Source organism: Plantactinospora sp. CA-294935, assembly GCF_050936445.1.
GTDB lineage: Bacteria > Actinomycetota > Actinomycetes > Mycobacteriales > Micromonosporaceae > Plantactinospora.
Window position 1 is genome coordinate 3,711,878 of the sequence record NZ_JBNJMU010000001.1, and the last position, 20,169, is coordinate 3,732,046.

Here is a 20,169-nt window from a genome sequence, read left to right on the forward strand (position 1 = left end):
CAGGTGGCCGGCTCGGCGGGCCGGCGCGGCGCCGGGTGCCGGGTATCCTCACGCGCGTCGGTTCGATCGACGGGTCGGGCCGGGCCGTCCCTCGCACCACCACCGTCCGTACCAGAACCTTCGCACCGCCCGTACCGGGGGCGGTGACCGCGCCCCGAGGAGCCGACCATGATCGACGCGCCGCGCGTAGTGGTGAGCGCACCGTCGTCCGGACACGGCAAGACCGCCATCGCGGTCGGCCTGCTCGCCGCGCTCGCCGCCCGAGGGCTGGACGCCGCCGGGTTCAAGGTCGGCCCCGACCACACCGACGCCGCCTATCTCGGACTCGCCGCCGGACGGCCCGGCCGCAACCTCGACCCCCGGCTGGTCGGCTCGCAGCGGATCGCCCCACTCTTCGCGCACGGCTCCGCCGACGCCGAGATTGCGGTGGTGGAGGGCACGATGGGCCTCTTCGACAGCCTGGCCGGCCGGCCCGAGGTCGACTCGACCGCCGCGATCGCCACCACCCTGCGGGCCCCGGTGGTGCTGGTCGTCGACGTGGGCTCGATGGGCCAGTCGGTCGCCGCGCTCGCGCACGGCTTCCGGGCGTACGACGAGATGCTCTGGCTCGGCGGCGTGATCCTGAACCGGGTCGCCTCGGACCGGCACGAGCAACTGCTCCGCGACGCGCTGGACGACATCGGCGTACCGGTCTTCGGGGCGCTGCGCCGACGCGACCTGCCCGCCGTCCTGCCGTCCCGGCAGCACGGTGTGGTGCCGGTGATGCAGCGCGGCGTGGAGGCGTACCGGGGGGTGCGCCGGCTCGGCGAGGCGATCGCTGGAGCCGTCGACCTAGACCGGCTGCTGGCGCTGGCCCGTTCGGCGCCCCGGGTGCCGGTGACCGCCTGGTCGGCCGCGGAGGCGCTCGCCGAGCTGGGCCCGGTCGGCGAGGCGCCGGTCACCCGTACGGTGGTGGCGGTGGCCGGCGGGCCGGCACTGTCGTACTCGTACGCCGAGACCGCCGAACTGCTGGCGGCGGCCGGTGCCGAGGTGGTTGCCTTCGACCCGCTCCGCGACGAGGTGCTGCCGGCGGGTACCGGTGCCCTGGTGATCGGCGGCGCGCTGCCCGAGATGTACGCCGAGGAGCTGTCGGCGAACCGCCGCCTCTGCATCGCGGTCGCGGAACTGGCCCGTACGGGTCGACCGGTGATCGCCGAGGGGGCCGGGCTGCTCTGGCTGGCCCGGGAGTTCGACGGGCGCCCGATGTGCGGGGTGCTGGACGCCACCGGGGCGAGCCTGGACCGGACCGTCGTCGGTTACCGCGAGGCGACGGCACGGGCGGACACTCCGGTGGCCCGGCTCGGCGCCCGGGTGGTCGGCTACAAGCAGCATCGCGGGGTACTGACCCCACGGGCCGGGCAGACCCCGGCGTGGAGCTGGGGCGGTGGCCCGCCCGAGGGCTTCGTCTGGCGCCGGGTGCACGCCTCTCAGTTGACACTGCACTGGGCTAGCAGCCCGGTGATCGCCAGCCGCCTGGTCGCCGCCGCCGCATCGGCCGGTACGTCCGCCTCGGCCGGTCCGGCTGCCGTGCCGCCGGCCGTCCCGGTTGCGCCGGCCGGCGCGGCGCCGTCAGCGGTCCCGGTCTCGCCGTCCGCTCCGGTCTCGCCAGCGGGCCTGATCAATCCCACCGCGCCGGTGTCACCGGGTCTGGTCGGGTCGTCGGCCCCCGTCTCCCCGTCGGGCCTGGTCGGACCGGCGGCTCCGGTGTCACCTCCGGCACCGGCCAATCCGTCCGCTCCGGTTCTGCCGTCCGCTCCGGTCTCGCCGTCCGCCGCTGGCCGACCTGCCGTTCCGGTCGGTCCGGATGCGGTCACGTCCCGGCAATCGGCGTCCGGCACCGCGTCCGGTGCTGCCGCGCCATCCGGTGGTCCTGCTCCGGCTGGCGGCTCTGGTCCGGCTGGCGGCTCTGGTCCGGCTGGTGGGGCTGGTCCGGCTGGTGGTCGTGCTTCGGCCGGTGGCGTCGCGTCGGCTGGTGGGGCTGGTCCGGCCGGTGGTCGTGCTTTGGCTGGCGGCCCTGGTCCCGCCGGTGGTCGTGCTCCGGCTGGTGGTCCGGCTCCGGCCGGTGGTCGTGCTCCGTCCGGCGGTCCGGCTTCGGCCGGTGGCGTCGCGCCGTCTGGTGGTCCGGCTCCGGCCGGTGGTCGTGCTCCGGCCGGCGGTCCGGCTTCGTCCGGTGGCGCCGCACCGGCTGGCGGCGCGGCGCAGCCCGCTCCGATCCGGCCGGGCGCGGTTCCGCCGGGCGCCCCGGCGCCGAGGGGCGCCGGCCCCGGCCCGGCGGCCGGCGCACCGGTTCGACCGGGACCTGCGGGGCCACCCTCGGCCGCGCCGGCATCGCCGGCCGGACCGTCTGCCGGCCAACGGGCTGCCGGCCCGGCCGGCGGTCCACCCCAGGGAGCGACCAGCACCCCGCCGTCCGGTGCGCCGAGGTCCGCCACCGGCATGGCCGGGACAGGACCGGCACCGCAGGCCCGGCCGAGGCCGACCGGCGGAGGCGAGGCTCCCGGACCGGTGGCCGCGCCACGTCCGAGGCCGGTACCCGTCGCCGAACAACCGGTGCCGGTCAGGGCCGGCGACGGCTCGGGTGTGGCGCCCGCGGCGAGCCGGCCGGATACCGAGGCGGCGGCGGAGGTCGCCGGACCGGGCGAGGCGGCTGGGTCCGAGCCGGTGGCCGGCGCCGTGCCGAGCAGTCCGGCCGGTGGACCGGTGGCGTGATCCGGTCGACGACCCGGACCGGCGGCGTGCCCGCAGACCCGGGCGGGCGTCCTTGGGAGCGTCCGGAGCGGTGTCCTTGGGGAGCGTCCGGGTCTGCGTCCTTGCGGAGCCTCCGGGGCGGGCGGCGTCGCGGATGATGTCGGGCCGGCGGGCATGAGCCGAGATGAGGTGGCGGGTGTGACCGGATGGGCGGTTCGGCACGGCCGGATCGGCAGCGGGCCGGGCCGGTGGAGCACGGTCGGGAGGCGGTCCGACGGCGAGCGGGGGGAGTCGGCGGAATGAGCGGAGAGGTGGCGGTGCGCCGCTTTCCGACCCTGACCGTGTCGACGCCGCGGGTGCACGTACGACCGCTGCGGGGGTCGGACGCGAAGGCGGTTTCGGTGATCTTCGCCGACAAGCAGACCCAGCGCTGGCTGCCGTTCCAGCGCGAACTGGGACAGATCGATGCCGACGCCTGGTGCACCGAGATGGCCCAGGAACGGCGGGACAGCGGTAACGGGGACCACTACGGCGTGATCCGGCGCGAGGACGAGCGGCTGGTGGGCTGCCTGTGGACCAAGCGCACCGACTGGGGAGGCCGGGTCACCGAGGTGTCGTACGCGATCGCGCCGGAGGCGCGCGGGTTCGGCATGGCGGCGGAGGCGGTCGACGCGATTGCCGTCGCGTTGATCCTGGAGCACGGTTTCCAGCGCCTCGAGTTGCGGGTGGCACCCGGCAACACCGCGTCTCGACGGGTCGCCGAGAAGGCCGGGTTCACCTACGAGGGGCTGCTGCGCAACGCCGGGTACGTGCACAGCGGCCGGGTCGACCTGGAGGTCTGGTCCCTGGTCGCCGCCGACCTGCACTCACCCGGCCACTGACGCTGTGCGGCCTCGCCCGGTCAACTGGTGATCTCGTCCGAGGGCGGATTGAACTGGCGTACCGGCTGGTCCTTCAGCGCGCCCTTGAGGAATCCGGCGACCGCGTCGATCGGCTTGTTCGCCGGGCCCGAGCCGACCGGGTTCATCGGGCTGTCCGGGTCGGAGAGGAAGCTCGCGACCGCCAAGTCGGGGGTGTAGCCGACGAACCAGGCGGCTCGGTCGCTGTCGGTGGTACCGGTCTTGCCGGCCACCGGCCGACCGACGATGCCCCGGACCCGGTCGGCCGTGGACCAGCCGCCGCAGGAGCCCCGGGCCGGGGTGTCCCCGGTCGGGCACCGGGCGGCGTCGGTGGCGGCCCGGGCCGCGTCGGCGCTGACCTCCTGGCTGCACCGGGGGAGCGCGATCTCCAGATCCATCCCGGACCCGGTCCGGTACGTCGCCGGCGCGCCGTCCGGCCCGACGATCGAGGTGACCGGCAGCGCCTCGCAGAACCGTCCCTCGGCGGCGACCGTGGCGTACGCGTTCGCCATCTCCAGCGGGGTCACGTCGGAGACCCCGAGGGTGAACGAGCCCCACTTGTTCGCCTGGCTCGGCGACGCCTGCCGCTTGTCGATGTCGGTACGCCACTGCAGGCCCAACCGTTCGGCCAGCCGGACCACGTTCTCGGCGCCGACCTTCTGCTCCAGCCAGACGAAGTACGTGTTGACCGACTTGCCGAAGCCGGACCACATGGTCTGGTTGCCGCTCATCGCACCGCTGGCGTTCGACGGGCACCAGTACCCGCCGCAGTCCGTCGGGCCACCGCTGCCGTCCGGGTAGATCGAGACGAACCGGTGCGGTGAGTTGAACGCCGTGCTGAGCGGCAGCCCGGCGTCCAGCGCGGCGAGCATGGTGAACATCTTGAACGTCGATCCGGCCTGGTAGCCGGGGAGGTCGCCGCCACCGAGCAGCGGGACCACGGTGTTCGGGTAGTTGCCCTTCATCCGGTTGCGCTTGCTCGGGTCGGAGTGCGGACCGTTCTCGTCCTGGTCCAGCGAGTAGGTCCGGTTCACCGCCATCGACTTGACGTACCCGGTGCCGGGTTCGACCGCGACCAGGCCGTGCCCGTACGGACTGCCGTTGGACTCCCCGGCCTGCACCTGCTCGTCGGCGACCTCCTGCATCTTGGGGTCCAGGCTGGTGACGATGGTGTAGCCGCCCCGGCGCAGCTTGTCGAGGCGCTCCAGGGAGTTGCTGCCGAACGCCGGCTGTACGGCCCACCAGGCCTTCAGATAGTCGCAGAAGAAGCCCCAGCTGTTGTGCTCCTCCGGCACCGACATGCAGTCGTTCGGCGGGTTGCTGAGCCGGAGCTGGATCGGCTCGGCCTTTGCCGCCGCCGTGGCCTGCGGGGACAGGAAGCCCATCGCCTGCATCCGGTCGAGTACGTAGTTGCGTCGGTCGGTGGCGGCCTTCCGGTCCGAGCTGGCCGGGTCGTACGTGGTCGGCGCCTTCACCAGCCCGGCGAGGGTGGCCGCCTCGACCGGGGTGAGGTCCTTCGGCAGCTTGGAGAAGAAGATCTCCGACGCCGAGTAGATGCCGTACGCCCGGTGGCCGAAGTATGCCGAGTTGAGGTAGCGCTCCAGGATCTGTGACTTCGTCGTCTCCTTCTCCAGATCGAGGGCGAGTCGCATCTCGCGGAGCTTGCGCAGCGGCGTCTGCTCGGTGGCCTGCCGCGCCTCCATCGGGGTCTTGGCACTGTCCCGCAGGGCCATCCGGACGTACTGCATGGTCAGCGTCGAGGCGCCCTGGGAGACCCCGCCGGCCTGCTGGTTGGCGACGAACGCCCGGAGCACGCCCTTGGGGTCGACGCCGTTGTGCTCGTAGAACCGGGAGTCCTCCGAGGCGACGATCGCCTGCTGGATGTACGGCGACATCTGGGAGAGCGGCACGTACCGCCGGTGTTCCTCGTAGAAGGTGGTAATCAGGGTCGTCCCGTCGGCGGCGTAGACGTAGCTGGTCTGCGCGGGCGTCGAGGCGAGCAGATCGGCCGGGGTCTTCTCCACCAGGTCGGCGCCGGCCTTGGCGGCCAGTCCACCGACCGCGACGAACGGGAACAACGCCGCCGCGACGACCACGCCGGCGATCAGTCCGGCACGGAGCAGGGGTACGAGTCGACCAGGGGCAGGGCGGGTGGTGGGGTTGGTCACGTTTCCAAGCTAAGATAAATCCCGGTAAAACATGATAAAGATTCGCGAATGTGCGAGCCTTCGTACCGTCGGGTTCGACCATTCCCGATCCGTTCCGGGGCGCCCGCTGGCCGCCGCCGCCGGCTGCCCGGCAGGATCATGCCCATGCCTCGGCCCGCACCTGCACCGCCTTCCGTCGGGCCCGATCCCGGCCCGCAAGGGCCTGACCAGCTCGGCCGCCACCGGCCTGATCAGCTCGACCAGCAAGGGCCCGACCAGCTTGGCCAGCAATGGCCCGACCCGCTCGGCCGCCGCCGGCCTGATCAGCTCGACCAGCAAGGGCCCGACCAGCTCGACCAGCAAGGGCCCGACCAGCTCGGCCGCCGCCGGCCTGATCAGCCCGACCAGCACGTGCCCGATCTCGGCCACCACGGCGACGTCGAACTCGCTCCCGGTCTGGTGGATCTCGCGGTCAACGTCCAGCGGCACCCGATGCCGGCCTGGCTGCGGGAACCGATCGTCTCCTCGCTGGAGACGCTGACCGCCTATCCCGACCCGGCCCCGGCCCGGGCCGCCGTCGCCGCCCGACACCGCCGGCCGGTCGACGAGGTGCTGCTGACCGCCGGAGCCGCCGAGGGATTCGTGCTGCTCGCCCAGGCACTACGCGGAGCGCGCCGGCCGGTGGTCGTGCATCCCCAGTTCACCGAGCCGGAGGCGGCGCTGCGGGCGGCAGGACACCGGGTCGAGCGGGTGCTGCTGCCGGCGGAGACCGGCTTCCGGCTGGACCCCGAGCGGGTACCGGCCGACGCCGACCTGGTCTTCGTGGGCAACCCGACCAATCCCACCTCGGTACTCCACCCGGCCGACGTGCTGGCCGGCCTGGCCCGCCCCGGCCGGGTACTGGTCGTCGACGAGGCGTTCGCCGACTCCACCATCGGCACCGACACCGGGCCCGCCGGGGCCGGACGTGTCGGGATCGGCTCCGGAGGAGCGGTCGGGGGACCAGCCGAACCGGAGTCCCTGGCGACCCGGCGCGACCTGCCGGGGCTGGTCGTCGTGCGGAGCCTCACCAAGACCTGGGGACTGGCCGGACTCCGCATCGGCTACCTGCTCGCTCCGGCCGAGCTGGTCGAGCGGTTGGCGGCGGTACAACCGCTCTGGGCGGTCTCGACCCCCGCGCTCGCCGCGGCGGCGGCCTGCGCCACGCCCGGTGCCGTGGAGGCGGAGCGCCGGATCGCCGCTCGGCTCGCCGTCGAGCGGGCGTACCTGGTCCGGCGGCTCGGCGAGCTGCCCGGGGTACGCGTCGCGGGCACCCCGGCCAGCGCGTTCGTCCTGGTGCACCTGCCCGAAGCGGCGCGGGTACGGCTGGCCCTGCGCGACCGGGGTTTCGCGGTACGCCGGGGAGACACCTTCCCGGGGCTGGGCCCCGACTGGCTGCGCCTCGCGGTACGGGACACTGCCACCACCGACCTGTTCGTGGCCGCGCTGGCCGGAATCCTGGAGGAATGATGTTGGACGCCACCCTCGCCGAGATCGGTCCCCTCGACGAGGCGGCCATGGCCGCGGCTCACGACCTGCACGCCAGGCTGACCAAGCCGGCCGGTTCGCTGGGCGCCCTGGAGGAACTCTCGATCCGGCTGGCCGGGCTGGCCGGCGCCTGTCCGCCGCCGTTGCCCGAGCCCGCCGCGGTGGCGATCTTCGCGGCCGACCACGGGGTGCACGCCCAGGGGGTGACGCCGTGGCCGCAGGAGGTCACCGCGCAGATGGTGGCCAACTTCCTCACCGGCGGTGCGGTGGTGAACGCGTTCGCCGGGCAGACCGGCGCCACGGTCACCGTGGTCGACGTCGGGGTGGCCACCCCGCTGGCTCAGCCGAGGGTGCCGGCGCAGCGTCCGGGGCGGTCGGCTCCCCGGCTGGTCAGCGCGAAGGTCCGGGCCGGCAGCCGGGACATGAGCGTGCAACCCGCCCTGACCCGGGACGAGGCACGCAGCGCGGTCGAGACCGGCATCCGGGTGGCACACGAACTGCTCGACTCCGGCGCCGGGATCCTGCTCACCGGGGACATGGGGATCGGCAACACCACGGCGGCCGCGGCGCTGATCGCCGCCTTCACCGGGATCGACCCGGCCGAGGCGACCGGACGGGGCACCGGGATCGACGACGCCACGTACTCCCGGAAGGTGGCCGTGGTGCGGGCGGCGCTGGCCCGGCACGTACCCGATCCGGCCGATCCGCTCGGGGTGCTGGCCGCGGTCGGCGGGCTGGAGCACGCGGCGCTGGCCGGCTTCGTCCTGGGCAGCGCCGCGCGGCGTGTCCCGGTGTTGCTGGACGGGGTGAGTGCGGTCGCCGCCGCGCTCGCGGCGGCCGCCTTCGCCCCGGACGCGGTGGGCGCGATGGTCGCCGGGCACCGCTCGGCCGAGCCGGGCGCGACCGCCGGGTTGGACCGACTCGGCCTGCTGCCGATAATCGATCTGGGCCTACGGCTCGGCGAGGGCACCGGCGCCCTGCTTGCCTATCCGGTGGTCGCCAGCGCGGTGCGGGTACTGCACGAGGTGGCCACGTTCGACGCGGCGGGAGTGTCGGAGAAATGATCATGTATCCGCTTGCGCTGCGGCTCGCCGGCCGGCGTGTGCTGGTGGTCGGTGGCGGGGCGGTGGCGACCCGGCGGGTGCCGGCGCTGCTGGACGCGGAGGCCCGGGTGGTGGTGGTCGCCCCCGAGCTGACCCCGGCGCTGCGGGCACACGTCGACGCGGGCCGGCTGGAGTGGGTCGCCCGGGAGTTCGCGCCGGGCGACCTCGACGGGGCCTGGCTGGTGCAGGTGGCCGTGGACGATCCGGCCGCCGCCGAGGCGGTCAGCGCCGCCGCGCTCGACCGGCAGATCTTCTGCGTACGCGCCGACGACCGCGACGCCGCGACCGCCTGGACCCCGGCGGTCACCCGGTACGGCCCGCTCACCGTCGCCGTGCTCGGCGGGGGTGACCCGCGCCGGGCCGTGGCGGTCCGGGACGCGATCCGGGAGCAATTGATCACCGGATCGCTCTCCGGTGTCGCGGCGGAGCCGCCGCTACTGCCCCCACCGGACGGGTCCCCGCCCGGCGGCGCCGCCCCGGCGGAGGGGAGCGCGCCGAACGGCAGTGTGCGGGCCGGCGTCGGCGGCGGGCCGGACGCCACCGTCGCCAGCGACACCGGGGAGACGGGGGGCAGCGGCGACGCCGGGAACACCGGGAGCAGCGGCGACGCCGGGGACAGCGGCGACGCCGGGTACACCAGGGACAACCGCGATAGCGGGGACAAGGGCGACGCCGGGGACAGCGGCGACACCGGGGACCACGGCCACACTGGCGACACCGGCGTGTCGACGGAGCGGACCGTTGCCGACGGCCGGGCTGTGGACCCGGCCGTCCCCGTCGGTCGGCCGGAACGGCCAGTCGGGCGGGTCGCGCTGGTCGGCGCGGGTCCCGGCGACCCCGAACTGATCACGGTCCGCGGCCGGCGGCTGCTCGCCGAGGCCGACGTGGTGGTCGCCGACCGGCTGGTCCCCGGGCTGCTCCTCGACGAGCTGCGGCCCGAGGTCGAGCTGGTGGATGCCACGAAGATCCCGCACGGCCCGGCCGCCGCGCAGGAGGAGATCAACAAGGTACTGGTCGACCGGGCCCTGGCCGGCGCCCGGGTGGTCCGCCTCAAGGGTGGCGACCCGTACGTCTTCGGTCGAGGCGGCGAGGAGGCGCTGGCCTGCGCCGCCGCCGGGATACCGGTGACCGTGGTCCCCGGGGTGACCAGTTCGGTCGCGGTTCCGGCTGCGGCTGGCATCCCGGTGACCCACCGGGGCGTGGCGCACGAGTTCACGGTGGTCTCCGGACACCTCCCGCCGGAGCATCCCGACTCCCTGGTCGACTGGTCGGTGCTGGCCCGGCTCCGCGGCACCCTGGTCGTGCTGATGGGGCTGAACAACCTGCCGGCGATCGCCGCCGCACTGCGGGCGCACGGCCGGCACCCGGAGACTCCGGCGGCGGTGGTGCAGGAGGGTACGACCGACGGTCAGCGGGTGCTCCGGTCGACCCTGGACGCGGTCGCGGCGGAGGTGCACGCGGCGGGTTTCCGCCCCCCGGCGGTGGTGGTCGTCGGCGACGTGGCGACCACGTTGGCCGGCACCGGCGTACCAGCCGGTCTGTCGGGCCGGACCCGGCTGGCCGCGGGGTCGACGCCACCCGTGGCGCCGTAGGGGAGCGATTCCGGAGGTAGGTAGTGGCCCCACCGGCCAGGTGAGGCCACTACCTCGCTGGAACAGCGCCTACCTCAGTACGCGCGTCGCGCCCGCACCGGTCAGGACTTGACCATGTTGTCCAGCAGGAGGGCGCAGCGGATCAGGCCGAGGTGGCTGTAGGCCTGCGGGTGGTTGCCGAGGCCGCGCTCGGAGATCGGGTCGTACTGCTCCGGAAGCAGGCCGGTCGGGCCGGCCGTGTCCACCATCTGGGTGAACAGCTCCTCGGCGTCGGAGCGCCGGCCGGTACGCAGGTACGCCTCGATCAGCCAGGCCGTGCAGATGTGGAAGCCGCCCTCCCGGCCCGGCAGCCCGTCGTCCCAGCGGTAGCGGTAGACCACCGGACCGCTGCGCAGGTCGGCCTCGACCTTCAGCACGGTGGCCAGGAACCGGGGGTCGTCGTCGGGCAGTAGCCCCGACAGGCCGATCCAGAGCGAGGAGGCGTCCATCTCCTCGTCCCCGTACGCCACCGTGTAGGCGCCGGCCCCGGTGTGCCAGCCGAATTCCAGCACGTTGTGCCCGATCCGGTCGCGCAACTCGACCCACTCCGGCCGGTCGCCGTCGCCGTGCCGCCGGACCACGTGCAGCGCCCGGTCCACGGTCATCCAGCACATCACCTTGGAGTAGACGTGGTGCCGGGGTGGCAGCCGGGCCTCCCAGAGGCCGTGGTCGGGCTCGTGCCAGCGCCGGGCGACCGCCTCGACCATGTTCTCCAGCACCCGCCACTCGGTGTCGCGTACCTCGCCGCGCAGGTCGGCGACGGCCGCCAGCAGGTCGGCGATCGGCCCGAAGACGTCGAGCTGGAGCTGGTGGTTGGCGAGGTTGCCGACCCGGACCGGCCGGGAGCCGGCGTACCCGGGCAGGGTGTCGATGACCGCCTCGGCGCCGAGTTCGTAGCCGTCGACGGTGTAGAGCGGGTGCAGCCGTTCCGGGTGCCCGCCGGTGCGCTCGACACAGCCGTCGACCCAGCGCAGGAAGCCCTCGGCCTCGCCCAGCGAGCCGAGGTCGACCAGTGCCCGGGCGGTCATGGCGGCGTCCCGGAGCCAGCAGTACCGGTAGTCCCAGTTGCGTACCCCGCCCAGCTCCTCCGGCAGCGAGGTGGTGGCGGCGGCCAGGATCGAGCCGCTGGCCTCGTGCACCAGCCCGCGCAGGGTCAGCGCGCTCCGCCCGACCAGGTCCCGGGCCGAGGTGGGCAGCCGCAGCCCGGCGACCCAGTCCCGCCACGGCTGCTCGGCCATCGCCTGCCGCTCGTGCACCGGTACCCGGTGGTGGTCCAGGCTGTGCGAGCCGAACCGCAGCTCGCAGGTGACCTGGCCACCGGCGGCGGCCAGGTCGACCACCGCCCGGGCGGTCTCGTAGCCGCCGTCGTTGACGATCTGCCACTCGACGCCGGGGGAGTAGAGCGCGATCGGCTCGTTGGAGCCGAGCACCAGCAGCCCGTCGCCGAGCGGCTGGAGCTGCACGGCGACCTGGCCGAACTCGGGCCGGGGCGCGAAGTCCAGCCGGACCCGGCCGGCGCCGCTGAGCACCCGGACCAGGGTGGAGTCGCCGCTGATCACCGCCGAGCCGCTCGGCACGCCGTCGGTGGACGGCCGGTCCAGCCAGTCGGTGACGGTCAGCCCGGACCAGCGGGTCTCCACGGTCATCGTGCCGGGCCGGTAGCGCTGGCCGAGCGGCAGGCCGCCGCGTTCCGGGGCGATGCTGAAGTAGCCGGCCGGGTTGCCGCCGACCAGGTCGGCGAAGATCGCCGGGGAGTCGGGCTTGGGGTGGCAGAGCCAGCTCAGGCTCGCCTCCGGGGTGACGAGTGCGACGGTACGCCCGTTGGCCAGCATCGAGTGCCGCTCGATCGGTACCGCCCGCTCGCCGAAGAGCCAGTTCCGGCGTACCTCCAGCAGCAGTCCGAGCACCCGGGCGGCGTCGACCGGCTCGGCGATCCGGAACGCGGCGCGGGTCTCGCCCGGACCGATCTTGACGCCGACGTCCGGCCCGTGCAGCTTGGCGAAGGCGTTCTCGTCGGTGACGTCGTCGCCGAGGAAGAGCGCCGCGCTCGCCGAGAGCTGGGTACGGAGCTGTTCGAGCGCGGTGCCCTTGTTGGTCGGGATCACCGACAGCTCGATCACCTCCTTGCCCCGGGTCACGGTGACGTCCGGCCAGACGGCGGGGCCGGCGTCCACCGCCGCGATCACCTCGGCGGCCACCCCGGGGTCGGCGCCCCGGGTGTGTACGGCGATGCTGGCCGGCTTGGTCTCCAGGCGTACCCGGGCCCGGCCGGCGATGATCTGGCGCAGCTCGTTGCGGAGCCGGGTGCGTACCTCGATCAGCTCGGGGGAGAGCCGCTCGACGAAACCGATATCGAACTCGGAGCCGTGGCTGCCCACCAGGTGCACCTCGCTGGGCAGCCGGGAGAGGGTGGCCAGGTCGCGCAGGGCCCGTCCGGAGACCACGGCGACGGTGGTCTGCGGCAGGGCGGCCAGCGCGCGTACGGCGGCGACCGACTCGGGCAGCGGCACCGCCCTGGTCGGGTCCTCGACGATCGGCGCGAGCGTGCCGTCGTAGTCGCAGGCGACCAGGAGCTGTGGTACCCGGGCGATCCGACCGATCGCGGCCCGCAGTTCGGGGTCGATCGAGTCGAGGGTGCGGGGACCCCCGTCGAGTAGGGAGCCGGACTTCACTCGTCCTCCGTCTCGGGTACACCCAACTCGTTGAGGAAGGACCGGGCCCAGTGTCCGACATCGTGGGTACGCAGGTGGCGCTGCATGATGCGCATGCGGCGCCGGGCCTCGACCTTGTCGACGTGGACCGCGCGCAGCAGCGCGTCCTTGACTCCGTCCGGGTCGTGCGGGTTACAGAGGAATGCCTGGCGCAGCTCGGTGGCGGCGCCGGCAAACTCACTGAGCACGAGGGCGCCGCCCGAGTCGGCGCGCGTTGCTACGTACTCCTTGGCCACCAGATTCATTCCGTCTCGCAGCGGGGTCACCATCATCACGTCGGCCGCGCAGTAGAGCGCGGCCAGTTCACTGCGACTGTACGACTGATGGAGGTAATGGACGGCCGGTACACCGACCCGGCCGAATTCGCCATTAATTCGACCAACTTCGCGTTCTACCTTGACCCGGAGTGCCTGGTAGTGCTCCACCCGTTCCCGACTTGGCGTAGCAACCTGCACCATAACTGCGTCGGGAACTGTCAACTTTCCGTCAGACAGCAACTCGCGGAACGCCTTGAGTCGAAGCTCGATCCCCTTGGTGTAGTCGAGCCGGTCCACCCCGAGGATCACCGTCTTCGGGTCGCCCAGCTCGGTGCGGATCTGCTTGGCCCGGGCCTGCACCGCCGGGTCGACGGCCATCCGCTCCATCTCGGCCACGTCGATCGAGATGGGGAATGCACCCGCCTTGACCTGCCGGCCGTCCACCTGGATCATCTGGCCCTCGTAGCGGAGGCCGAGCAGGTGCCGGGCCAGCCGGACGAAGTTCTGCGCCGCCAGCCGCTGCTGGAAGCCGACCAGGTCGGCGCCGAGCAGCCCGCGCAGCACCTCGGCGCGCAGCGGCATCTGCATGAAGAGTTCGATCGGCGGGAACGGGATGTGCAGGAAGAAGCCGATCCGCAGGTCGGGCCGGAGTTCGCGGAGCATCGCCGGCACGAGCTGGAGCTGGTAGTCCTGCACCCAGACCGTCGCGCCCTCGGCGGCCACCTCGGCCGCGGCCTCGGCGAACCGGGCGTTCACCAGCCGGTACGCCTCCCGCCAGCGGCGCTTGTAGGCCGGGGTCTCCACCGCGTCGTGGTAGAGCGGCCAGATCGTGGCGTTGGACTGGCCCTCGTAGTAGCGTTCGAGTTCCTCGGCGCTCAGCGGCACCGGGTGCAGCCGGATCCCCTCCAGGTCGAACGGCTCCGGCGCGGCGCCGACCCCGCCGGCCCAGCCGACCCAGGTGCCCTGGTGTTGGGCGAGCACCGGATGCAGGGCGGTGACCAGTCCCCCCGGGCTACGCCGCCACTGGCGTCCCTCGGGGGTGGTCACCTCGTCGACCGGCAGGCGATTCGCAACGACCACGAACGAGCTACGTACGGTCACAATCAGTGCACCTCCGGTGATGACGGGTGTCCACCGCTGAGCGTACTGAGCGTAGCTGCGGTGCCTAACCCCCAGTGCCACAAGTACTGCCCTGCGGGATGCGACGGAAAAACCCAAAGGTGATCATGACCACCCGAACGACCCGGCAGAGCCTCCGGCGGAGGGTGATGTGGGCGCGGCGGGCCGGACCTGTCAGGATTGACGACGGCGTTTCCGCCGCACCGCGTGGCCGGCGTGACCCGACACCGCGGTCGGAGAGCAAGCCCGACGTCGTGGTCGGTCGTAAGCACGGCATTCGGGGACATCACATCCGTGGGAGGTAGGCCGCACCGTGGCCCAGTACATCTACGTCCTGGAGAAGGCGCGCAAGGCGCACGGCGACAAGGTCGTGCTGGACAACGTGACGCTGAGCTTCCTGCCGGGGGCCAAGATCGGTGTGGTCGGCCCGAACGGCGCCGGCAAGTCCAGCCTGCTCAAGATCATGGCGGGCCTGGACCGGCCGAGCAACGGCGAGGCCCGGCTGATGCCCGGCTACACCGTCGGGCTGCTCGCCCAGGAGCCGCCGCTCAACGACGCCAAGACCGTGCTCGGCAACATCGAGGAGGCGGTGGCGGAGACCAAGGCCAAGCTGGAGCGGTTCAACAAGATCGCCGAGCAGATGGCCACCGACTACTCCGACGAGCTGATGGCCGAGATGGGGCAGCTCCAGGAGGAGCTGGACCACGCCGACGCCTGGGACGTCGACTCCAAGCTCGAACTGGCGATGGACGCGCTGCGCTGCCCGCCGCCGGACGCCGACGTCACCCAGCTCTCCGGCGGCGAGCGGCGCCGGGTCGCGCTCTGCAAGCTGCTGCTGGAGGCGCCCGACCTGCTGCTGCTGGACGAGCCGACCAACCACCTGGACGCGGAGAGCGTGCAGTGGCTGGAGCAGCACCTCGCCAAGTACGCCGGCACCGTCATGGCGATCACCCACGACCGGTACTTCCTCGACAACGTGGCCGGCTGGATCCTCGAACTCGACCGCGGCCGGGCCGTCGGCTACGAGGGCAACTACTCCACCTACCTGGAGAAGAAGGCCGCCCGGCTGGCCGTCGAGGGCCGCCGCGACGCCAAGATGAAGAAGCGGCTCAGCGAGGAACTGGAGTGGGTCCGGTCCAACGCCAAGGCCCGGCAGACCAAGTCCAAGGCCCGGCTGGACCGCTACGAGGAGATGGCCACCGAGGCCGAGAAGACCCGGAAGCTGGACTTCGAGGAGATCCAGATCCCGCCGGGTCCCCGGCTGGGCAGCACCGTGATCGAGGCGCACGCGCTGCGCAAGGCGTTCGGCGAGCGGGTGCTGATCGACGACCTGAGCTTCTCGCTGCCCCGCAACGGCATCGTCGGCATCATCGGCCCGAACGGTGTCGGCAAGACCACGCTGTTCAAGACGATCGTCGGGCTGGAGCAGCCGACCGCCGGCTCGGTCAAGGTCGGTGAGACGGTCAAGCTGTCGTACGTCGACCAGAACCGGGAGGGGCTGGCCGGCGACAAGACCGTCTGGGAGGTCGTCTCGGACGGGCTGGACCACCTGATGGTGGGCAAGGTCGAGATGCCGTCCCGGGCGTACGTGGCGGCCTTCGGGTTCAAGGGCCCCGACCAGCAGAAGCCGACCAAGGTGCTCTCCGGCGGCGAGCGCAACCGGCTCAACCTGGCGCTGACCCTCAAGATCGGCGGCAACGTCATCCTGCTCGACGAGCCCACCAACGACCTGGACGTGGAGACCCTCTCCTCGCTGGAGAACGCGCTGCTGGAGTTCCCCGGCTGCGCCGTGGTCATCTCGCACGACCGGATGTTCCTGGACCGGGTGGCGACGCACATCCTGGCCTGGGAGGGCGACGACGAGGACCCGTCGAAGTGGTTCTGGTTCGAGGGCAACTTCGAGGCGTACGAGAAGAACAAGATCGACCGGCTCGGCGCCGAGGCGGCCCGGCCGCATCGGGTCACCTACCGCAAGCTCACCCGTGACTAGTCCGGCCCAGGCCCGGCCGGCGCAGGCGGAGCAGCTCGACAGCCGGCGGTTCGGCTACGACTGCACGCTGCGCTGGTCCGACCTGGACGCGTACGGGCACGTCAACAACGCCCGCTTCCTCACCCTCTACGAGGAGGCCCGGGTGGCGCTGATGTTCGCCGGCGGTCGGGCCTGGGGGGTCGGCTCGTTCGCCGACGGCGTGGTGATCTACCGGCACGAGATCGACTACCTGCGCCCGGTCGAGTACACGCTCGATCCGGCCACCGCCGAGAGCGCCCCGAAGGTGCACATCGAGATGTGGGTCGAGGATCTGCGGCAGTCCCGGTTCACCATCGGCTACGAGCTGTTCGACCGTACGGTGCTGGCCAGCCGGGCCCGGTCGGTGCTGGTGCCGTTCGACCTGGAGGGGCAGCGGCCCCGCCGGCTGACCGACGAGGAGCAGGAGTTCCTCCGGCGCTATCTGGTCGAGCCGGCGGCCCGGGACAAGCCGGCGTAGGGAGCGATTCAGTGCCCGCTGCGGAGAAGGTTACGGGTGGTGCCGGAGTGGCGAGCGGGAACGGGCACGGGCTCTCCGGCCTGCCGGACGCCGGTGCCTTCCTGGCCCGGCTGACCCGGCTCGACCCGGGCGCGGTGGTCCGGCTCCGCTCCGGGGCCCCCGGTGCGGCGGCCGGCGCCCCGGACCGGACCGTGCTCTGGGCGCGGCTGCCTTGGGACGTGCTGGTGGGCCGGGTGGTCGCCGGGGCCGGCCCCGGCGACGCCACGGTCTCCGCCGCCGAGCTGCTGGCCGAACTCGGCCGAGGTGGTGCGGCGCTGCCGCGGCGGCGGGACGCCGACTGGCGGTGGCCGGTGCCAGGCGGGCCCGGCACGGTGGTGGAGACGATCGCCGGTGCCGAGCTGCGCCGGATCGCGGCGGCGGCGGCGGAGACCCTGCGGGGCGCGGCCACCGAGGGCGTCGCCGGCCGGGCGGTGGGCCAGCGCGCGGTCCGGGACGCCCTGCTCGACCACGTCGCGGTGGTGGTGACCGGACCCCCGTCGAGCACCGATCCGGTACCCGGTCCCGGCGCCGCCGGCACCGATCCGGGACGTACCGGCAGCCGGATCGAGGTCTCTCAACGACTGGTCCAGGCCATCGTCCGGATGGGCTTTCTCGGCTCCTCCGGCCCGCCCGGGCAGGACGCCGTACAGGTGCGGATCATGGGTCGTTGGGTCGGATTGGCCGCACCATTCGGAGTGACATGGTCACAGAAAGTCAGTCAGCTTGCGATAAAACCGGCGCGTGATCACCCGAACGGTTGATGAGGCATGGTCCATCCGTCTTGGGGCTGCAGTTGGGGGGGTGCTTCGAGCCGGCTGTACGGGTACCGTCGGGCCTCGGATCCAACGCAACGTAGGCATGTGGATCCGCTGGGGAGTGAGGTGCTCAAGCGATGCCGTGGTGGTCATGGCGCCCCGGCCACGCCGGTGGCGGCGAGCCGGGAACTCGAAGCAGGATCCCGTCGGACGGTGCCGTCCGGGTCGGGCCGCCGGCGCCCCGGGAGCCGGAACACGACTCCCGACCGGAACCCGATGCCAGGGCCGGCGACCGGGACTCCCGGCCCGGAGACCGGGCTTCGATCAGGGAGATCCCCCCGGTGATCGCGCCGGTGACGCTACGCCGGGTCGGCGACGCGCTGGACCTGCTCGACGTGCGTTATCTCGCCGACGGCGACGGCAGCCTGCTGGCCATGTGGGAGCGGCACGCCGTGCTGTTCGCCCTGGAGGGGCCGGACGACGAGATCCTCGTCATGCGGGCGCGTCCACACTCCACGGTCCCGCCGGACTGGGCCGACCGGGCCTACCGGGTGGTCAACGAGTGGAACCATACCCGCCGGTTCTGCAAGGCGTACGTCGGTGACCCGACCGAGCGCGGCCAACTGCCGATCTACGCCGAGTTGCAGGTGCCGTTGAGCGCCGGCGCGCACGACGCCCTGCTCGTCGAGATGCTGGACTGTGGAGCCGCGGTGGCGACCACCTTCGTCGACTGGCTGCACGACGAGGGCGCTCTGCTCTAGGTGGCGTCCCCGCCAGGGCCACCGCTCAGTGCGCCGGCCCGGGTGTCTCGTCCATGGTGTTGACCATGAAGTACGCGGCCCGTTCGAGGTACTGCCACAGGGTCTCGTCCTGCTCCGGCGCCAGCTCCAGCCGGTCCACGGCCCGCCGCATGTGTCGCAGCCAGGCGTCCCGCTCGACCGGCCCGACCCGGAACGGCGCGTGCCGCATCCGGAGCCGGGGATGCCCGCGCTGTGCCGAGTAGGTGTTCGGGCCGCCCCAGTACTGGATCAGGAAGAGCGTGAGCCGTTCCGCCGCCGGGCCGAGGTCCGCCTCCGGGTACATCGGCCGGAGCACCGGATCGGTGGCGACGCCCGCGTAGAACTCGTCGACCAGCCTCCGGAAGGTCGGTTCGCCGCCGATCTCGGAGTAGAAGGTCGGCGACGGGCGGGTCTGCTCTCGCTCACCTGCGGGATTCACCGCTCCATCCTGCCATCCGGCGCGGCGATCGACCGCAGCCGGAGCCGTGGCCCTGGTGCGGGCTGGCTCACACCGCCGGACGGTGCGGCGGCTCAGACGGCGCCGATGCCGGCCTCGGAGGAGGGCGGCCGGGGGTTGGGCGGGGAGGTACGCGCCGGCGGCTGCCCCGGCCCGGTCGGCCCGACCGCCGCCTCCCGGTCGGCGGAGCGGCGCCGGGCCTCCGCGATCGCCGCGTCGAACCGCTCGGCCCGCGGCCACCGCAGGGCCAGCAACAGCATCAGCAGCACTCCGGCGGCGCTCCACAGCCCCACCACCCGAGGGATGGTGAACCGCTCGGCCAGCAGGCCGGTGGCGAGTACCGCCACGCCCTGCATCACCTGTACGCCGGTGTTCATCACGCCGTTCGCCCGGGCCCGGTAGCCGTGCGGCAGGGCGAGCACGAACAGCCCGTTCGTCACCGGCATCAGCCCGGCGACCGCGAAGCCGGCGACCGCCGCCAGCAGCGCGACCACTCCCGGCGGCGGGTCGAACAGGGCGGGCACCAGGGCCAGCGGGGCGAGTACCGCGAACGGTCGCACCAGGGACCGGCGGAGGTCCGGCCGGAGGCCCCGGCCGACCAGCAGGCCACCGAGGATGAAACCGGCCGGTGCGGCGACCATGATCAGTGCCTGGGTGGCGCTCCGGTCGGCGCCCCCACCCGCGAACTTGGTGGCCCAGGCCGCCGCCAGGCCCTCGGGCACGATCGCGAACAGCATCGCGCAGAACACCATGATCGCGATGGCCCGCAGGACCGGGGTGCCGAAGACCAGGGCGAAGCCGGCGCCGGTCTCCCGGAGCAGGTGCCGCCGGCCCTGCTCGGGCGGCACGGCGGGCCGGTGCCGGACGCCGAACCAGATGATCAACGCGGAGAGGCCGAAGGCGGCGGCGTTGAGCAGCAGGGCCAGGGCCGGGCTGTAGAGCGCGATGCCGGCACCGACCGCGTAGCCGAAGACCTGTGCCGCCTGTGCCGTGCTGCCGTGCAGGGAGAGCGCGACGACCAGCCGGTCTCCGGTGAGCAGCAGGGGAAGCATCGCGGACCGGGCCGCCTGGCTGGGCGGATTCGCCAGGGTCGCCGCGAAGAGCAGTGCCAGGATGACCGGCGTGTCCAGCCCGTCGATCGCGATGGCCGCGTACAGCGGCAGCCGGACGAGGTCGCAGATCACCATGACCGTCCGGTACGGGTACCGGTCGGCGAGGGTGGTGAGCAGCGGACCACCGATCAGCCACGGCAGGTAGCTGGTGGCGAAGGCGGCCGCCGAGAGGGCGACGGACTCGCTCTGCTGGTAGACCAGCAGCGTGACGGCGGCCTTGGCGAGATAGTCGCCGGTCCAGGTCAGTACGGTGGCCGCGAAGACCGCCCGGTATTCACGTTGGGCGAACACTTCCCGAAAGGTTGCCGGCCGTTCGGGAGTGTGTGTCTCTTCGGACACCGGTGGGCCTCCATCGTTCTCGACCGCTGACCAAATGTGATGGGGCTGCCGGGAACGTCAGACGTTCGGATCAGCAAGGTC

15 protein-coding genes are annotated in these 20,169 nt (G+C 73.1%); 9 read left to right on the top strand and 6 right to left on the bottom strand.

Annotated elements, in window-relative coordinates; genetic code table 11:
* The first annotated feature begins 168 nt into the window (after window positions 1-168).
* Together ACQEVC_RS16675 and ACQEVC_RS16680 are read left to right on the top strand one after the other, a co-directional pair.
* Window positions 169-2,748, top strand: coding sequence for a cobyrinate a,c-diamide synthase (locus ACQEVC_RS16675; RefSeq protein WP_432878191.1), 2,580 nt, complete (start codon window positions 169-171; stop codon window positions 2,746-2,748).
* 278 nt (window positions 2,749-3,026) lie between these two features.
* Complete coding sequence (locus tag ACQEVC_RS16680; RefSeq protein ID WP_318394962.1) at window positions 3,027-3,608, top strand: GNAT family N-acetyltransferase; 582 nt, start codon at window positions 3,027-3,029, stop codon at window positions 3,606-3,608.
* A gap of 20 nt (window positions 3,609-3,628) precedes the next feature.
* Here ACQEVC_RS16680 and ACQEVC_RS16685 read toward each other — a convergent pair whose 3' ends face one another.
* Both ACQEVC_RS16685 and ACQEVC_RS16690 read right to left on the bottom strand, forming a co-directional pair.
* Complete coding sequence (locus tag ACQEVC_RS16685) at window positions 3,629-5,794, bottom strand: transglycosylase domain-containing protein (RefSeq protein ID WP_432878194.1); 2,166 nt, start codon at window positions 5,792-5,794, stop codon at window positions 3,629-3,631.
* Window positions 5,795-5,803: 9 nt separating this feature from the next.
* The gene (locus ACQEVC_RS16690) at window positions 5,804-6,202 is read right to left on the bottom strand and encodes a hypothetical protein (protein WP_432878197.1); all 399 of its coding nucleotides are present in this window, start codon (window positions 6,200-6,202) and stop codon (window positions 5,804-5,806) included.
* Between ACQEVC_RS16690 and cobC the strand changes: the two genes are divergently transcribed.
* The 3 genes from cobC to cobA are packed head-to-tail and all read left to right on the top strand — an operon-like array spanning window position 6,185 to window position 9,995.
* On the top strand, window positions 6,185-7,282 hold the full coding sequence (cobC, locus tag ACQEVC_RS16695; protein WP_432878200.1) for an Rv2231c family pyridoxal phosphate-dependent protein CobC: 1,098 nt from the start codon (window positions 6,185-6,187) through the stop codon (window positions 7,280-7,282). The two genes, ACQEVC_RS16690 and cobC, sit on opposite strands and share 18 nt — an antisense overlap.
* Window positions 7,282-8,364 carry a nicotinate-nucleotide--dimethylbenzimidazole phosphoribosyltransferase gene (cobT, locus tag ACQEVC_RS16700; RefSeq protein ID WP_432891459.1) on the top strand — a complete coding sequence of 361 codons (1,083 nt, stop codon included), beginning with the start codon at window positions 7,282-7,284 and terminating at the stop codon, window positions 8,362-8,364. Before cobC ends, cobT begins: the two co-directional genes overlap by 1 nt.
* Window positions 8,365-8,366: 2 nt before the next feature.
* Window positions 8,367-9,995: a uroporphyrinogen-III C-methyltransferase gene (gene cobA / locus ACQEVC_RS16705; RefSeq protein WP_432878202.1), complete on the top strand. Its 1,629-nt coding sequence runs from the start codon at window positions 8,367-8,369 to the stop codon at window positions 9,993-9,995.
* 101 nt (window positions 9,996-10,096) lie between these two features.
* On the opposite strand, the gene otsB is transcribed toward cobA, so the two are convergent.
* Together otsB and ACQEVC_RS16715 are read right to left on the bottom strand one after the other, a co-directional pair.
* Window positions 10,097-12,706 carry a trehalose-phosphatase gene (otsB, locus tag ACQEVC_RS16710; RefSeq protein WP_432878205.1) on the bottom strand — a complete coding sequence of 870 codons (2,610 nt, stop codon included), beginning with the start codon at window positions 12,704-12,706 and terminating at the stop codon, window positions 10,097-10,099.
* Entirely contained in the window at window positions 12,703-14,103 is a 1,401-nt protein-coding gene (locus tag ACQEVC_RS16715) for an alpha,alpha-trehalose-phosphate synthase (UDP-forming) (RefSeq protein WP_101367673.1), read from the bottom strand. Before ACQEVC_RS16715 ends, otsB begins: the two co-directional genes overlap by 4 nt.
* Before the next feature lie 331 nt (window positions 14,104-14,434).
* Between ACQEVC_RS16715 and ettA the strand changes: the two genes are divergently transcribed.
* The 4 genes from ettA (at window position 14,435) to ACQEVC_RS16735 (ending at window position 18,162) form a co-directional block, all read left to right on the top strand.
* The gene (gene ettA / locus ACQEVC_RS16720; protein WP_432878209.1) at window positions 14,435-16,111 is read left to right on the top strand and encodes an energy-dependent translational throttle protein EttA; all 1,677 of its coding nucleotides are present in this window, start codon (window positions 14,435-14,437) and stop codon (window positions 16,109-16,111) included.
* Window positions 16,104-16,607 carry an acyl-CoA thioesterase gene (locus ACQEVC_RS16725; RefSeq protein ID WP_432878211.1) on the top strand — a complete coding sequence of 168 codons (504 nt, stop codon included), beginning with the start codon at window positions 16,104-16,106 and terminating at the stop codon, window positions 16,605-16,607. Before ettA ends, ACQEVC_RS16725 begins: the two co-directional genes overlap by 8 nt.
* Window positions 16,608-16,618: 11 nt before the next feature.
* On the top strand, window positions 16,619-17,407 hold the full coding sequence (locus ACQEVC_RS16730; protein ID WP_432878214.1) for a hypothetical protein: 789 nt from the start codon (window positions 16,619-16,621) through the stop codon (window positions 17,405-17,407).
* A gap of 131 nt (window positions 17,408-17,538) precedes the next feature.
* Complete coding sequence (locus ACQEVC_RS16735) at window positions 17,539-18,162, top strand: YbjN domain-containing protein (protein WP_432878217.1); 624 nt, start codon at window positions 17,539-17,541, stop codon at window positions 18,160-18,162.
* Window positions 18,163-18,187: 25 nt separating this feature from the next.
* Here ACQEVC_RS16735 and ACQEVC_RS16740 read toward each other — a convergent pair whose 3' ends face one another.
* Together ACQEVC_RS16740 and ACQEVC_RS16745 are read right to left on the bottom strand one after the other, a co-directional pair.
* On the bottom strand, window positions 18,188-18,619 hold the full coding sequence (locus tag ACQEVC_RS16740; protein ID WP_318394970.1) for a globin: 432 nt from the start codon (window positions 18,617-18,619) through the stop codon (window positions 18,188-18,190).
* Window positions 18,620-18,711: 92 nt separating this feature from the next.
* Window positions 18,712-20,040: an MFS transporter gene (locus tag ACQEVC_RS16745; protein ID WP_432878220.1), complete on the bottom strand. Its 1,329-nt coding sequence runs from the start codon at window positions 20,038-20,040 to the stop codon at window positions 18,712-18,714.
* Between the last annotated feature and the right edge of the window lie 129 nt (window positions 20,041-20,169).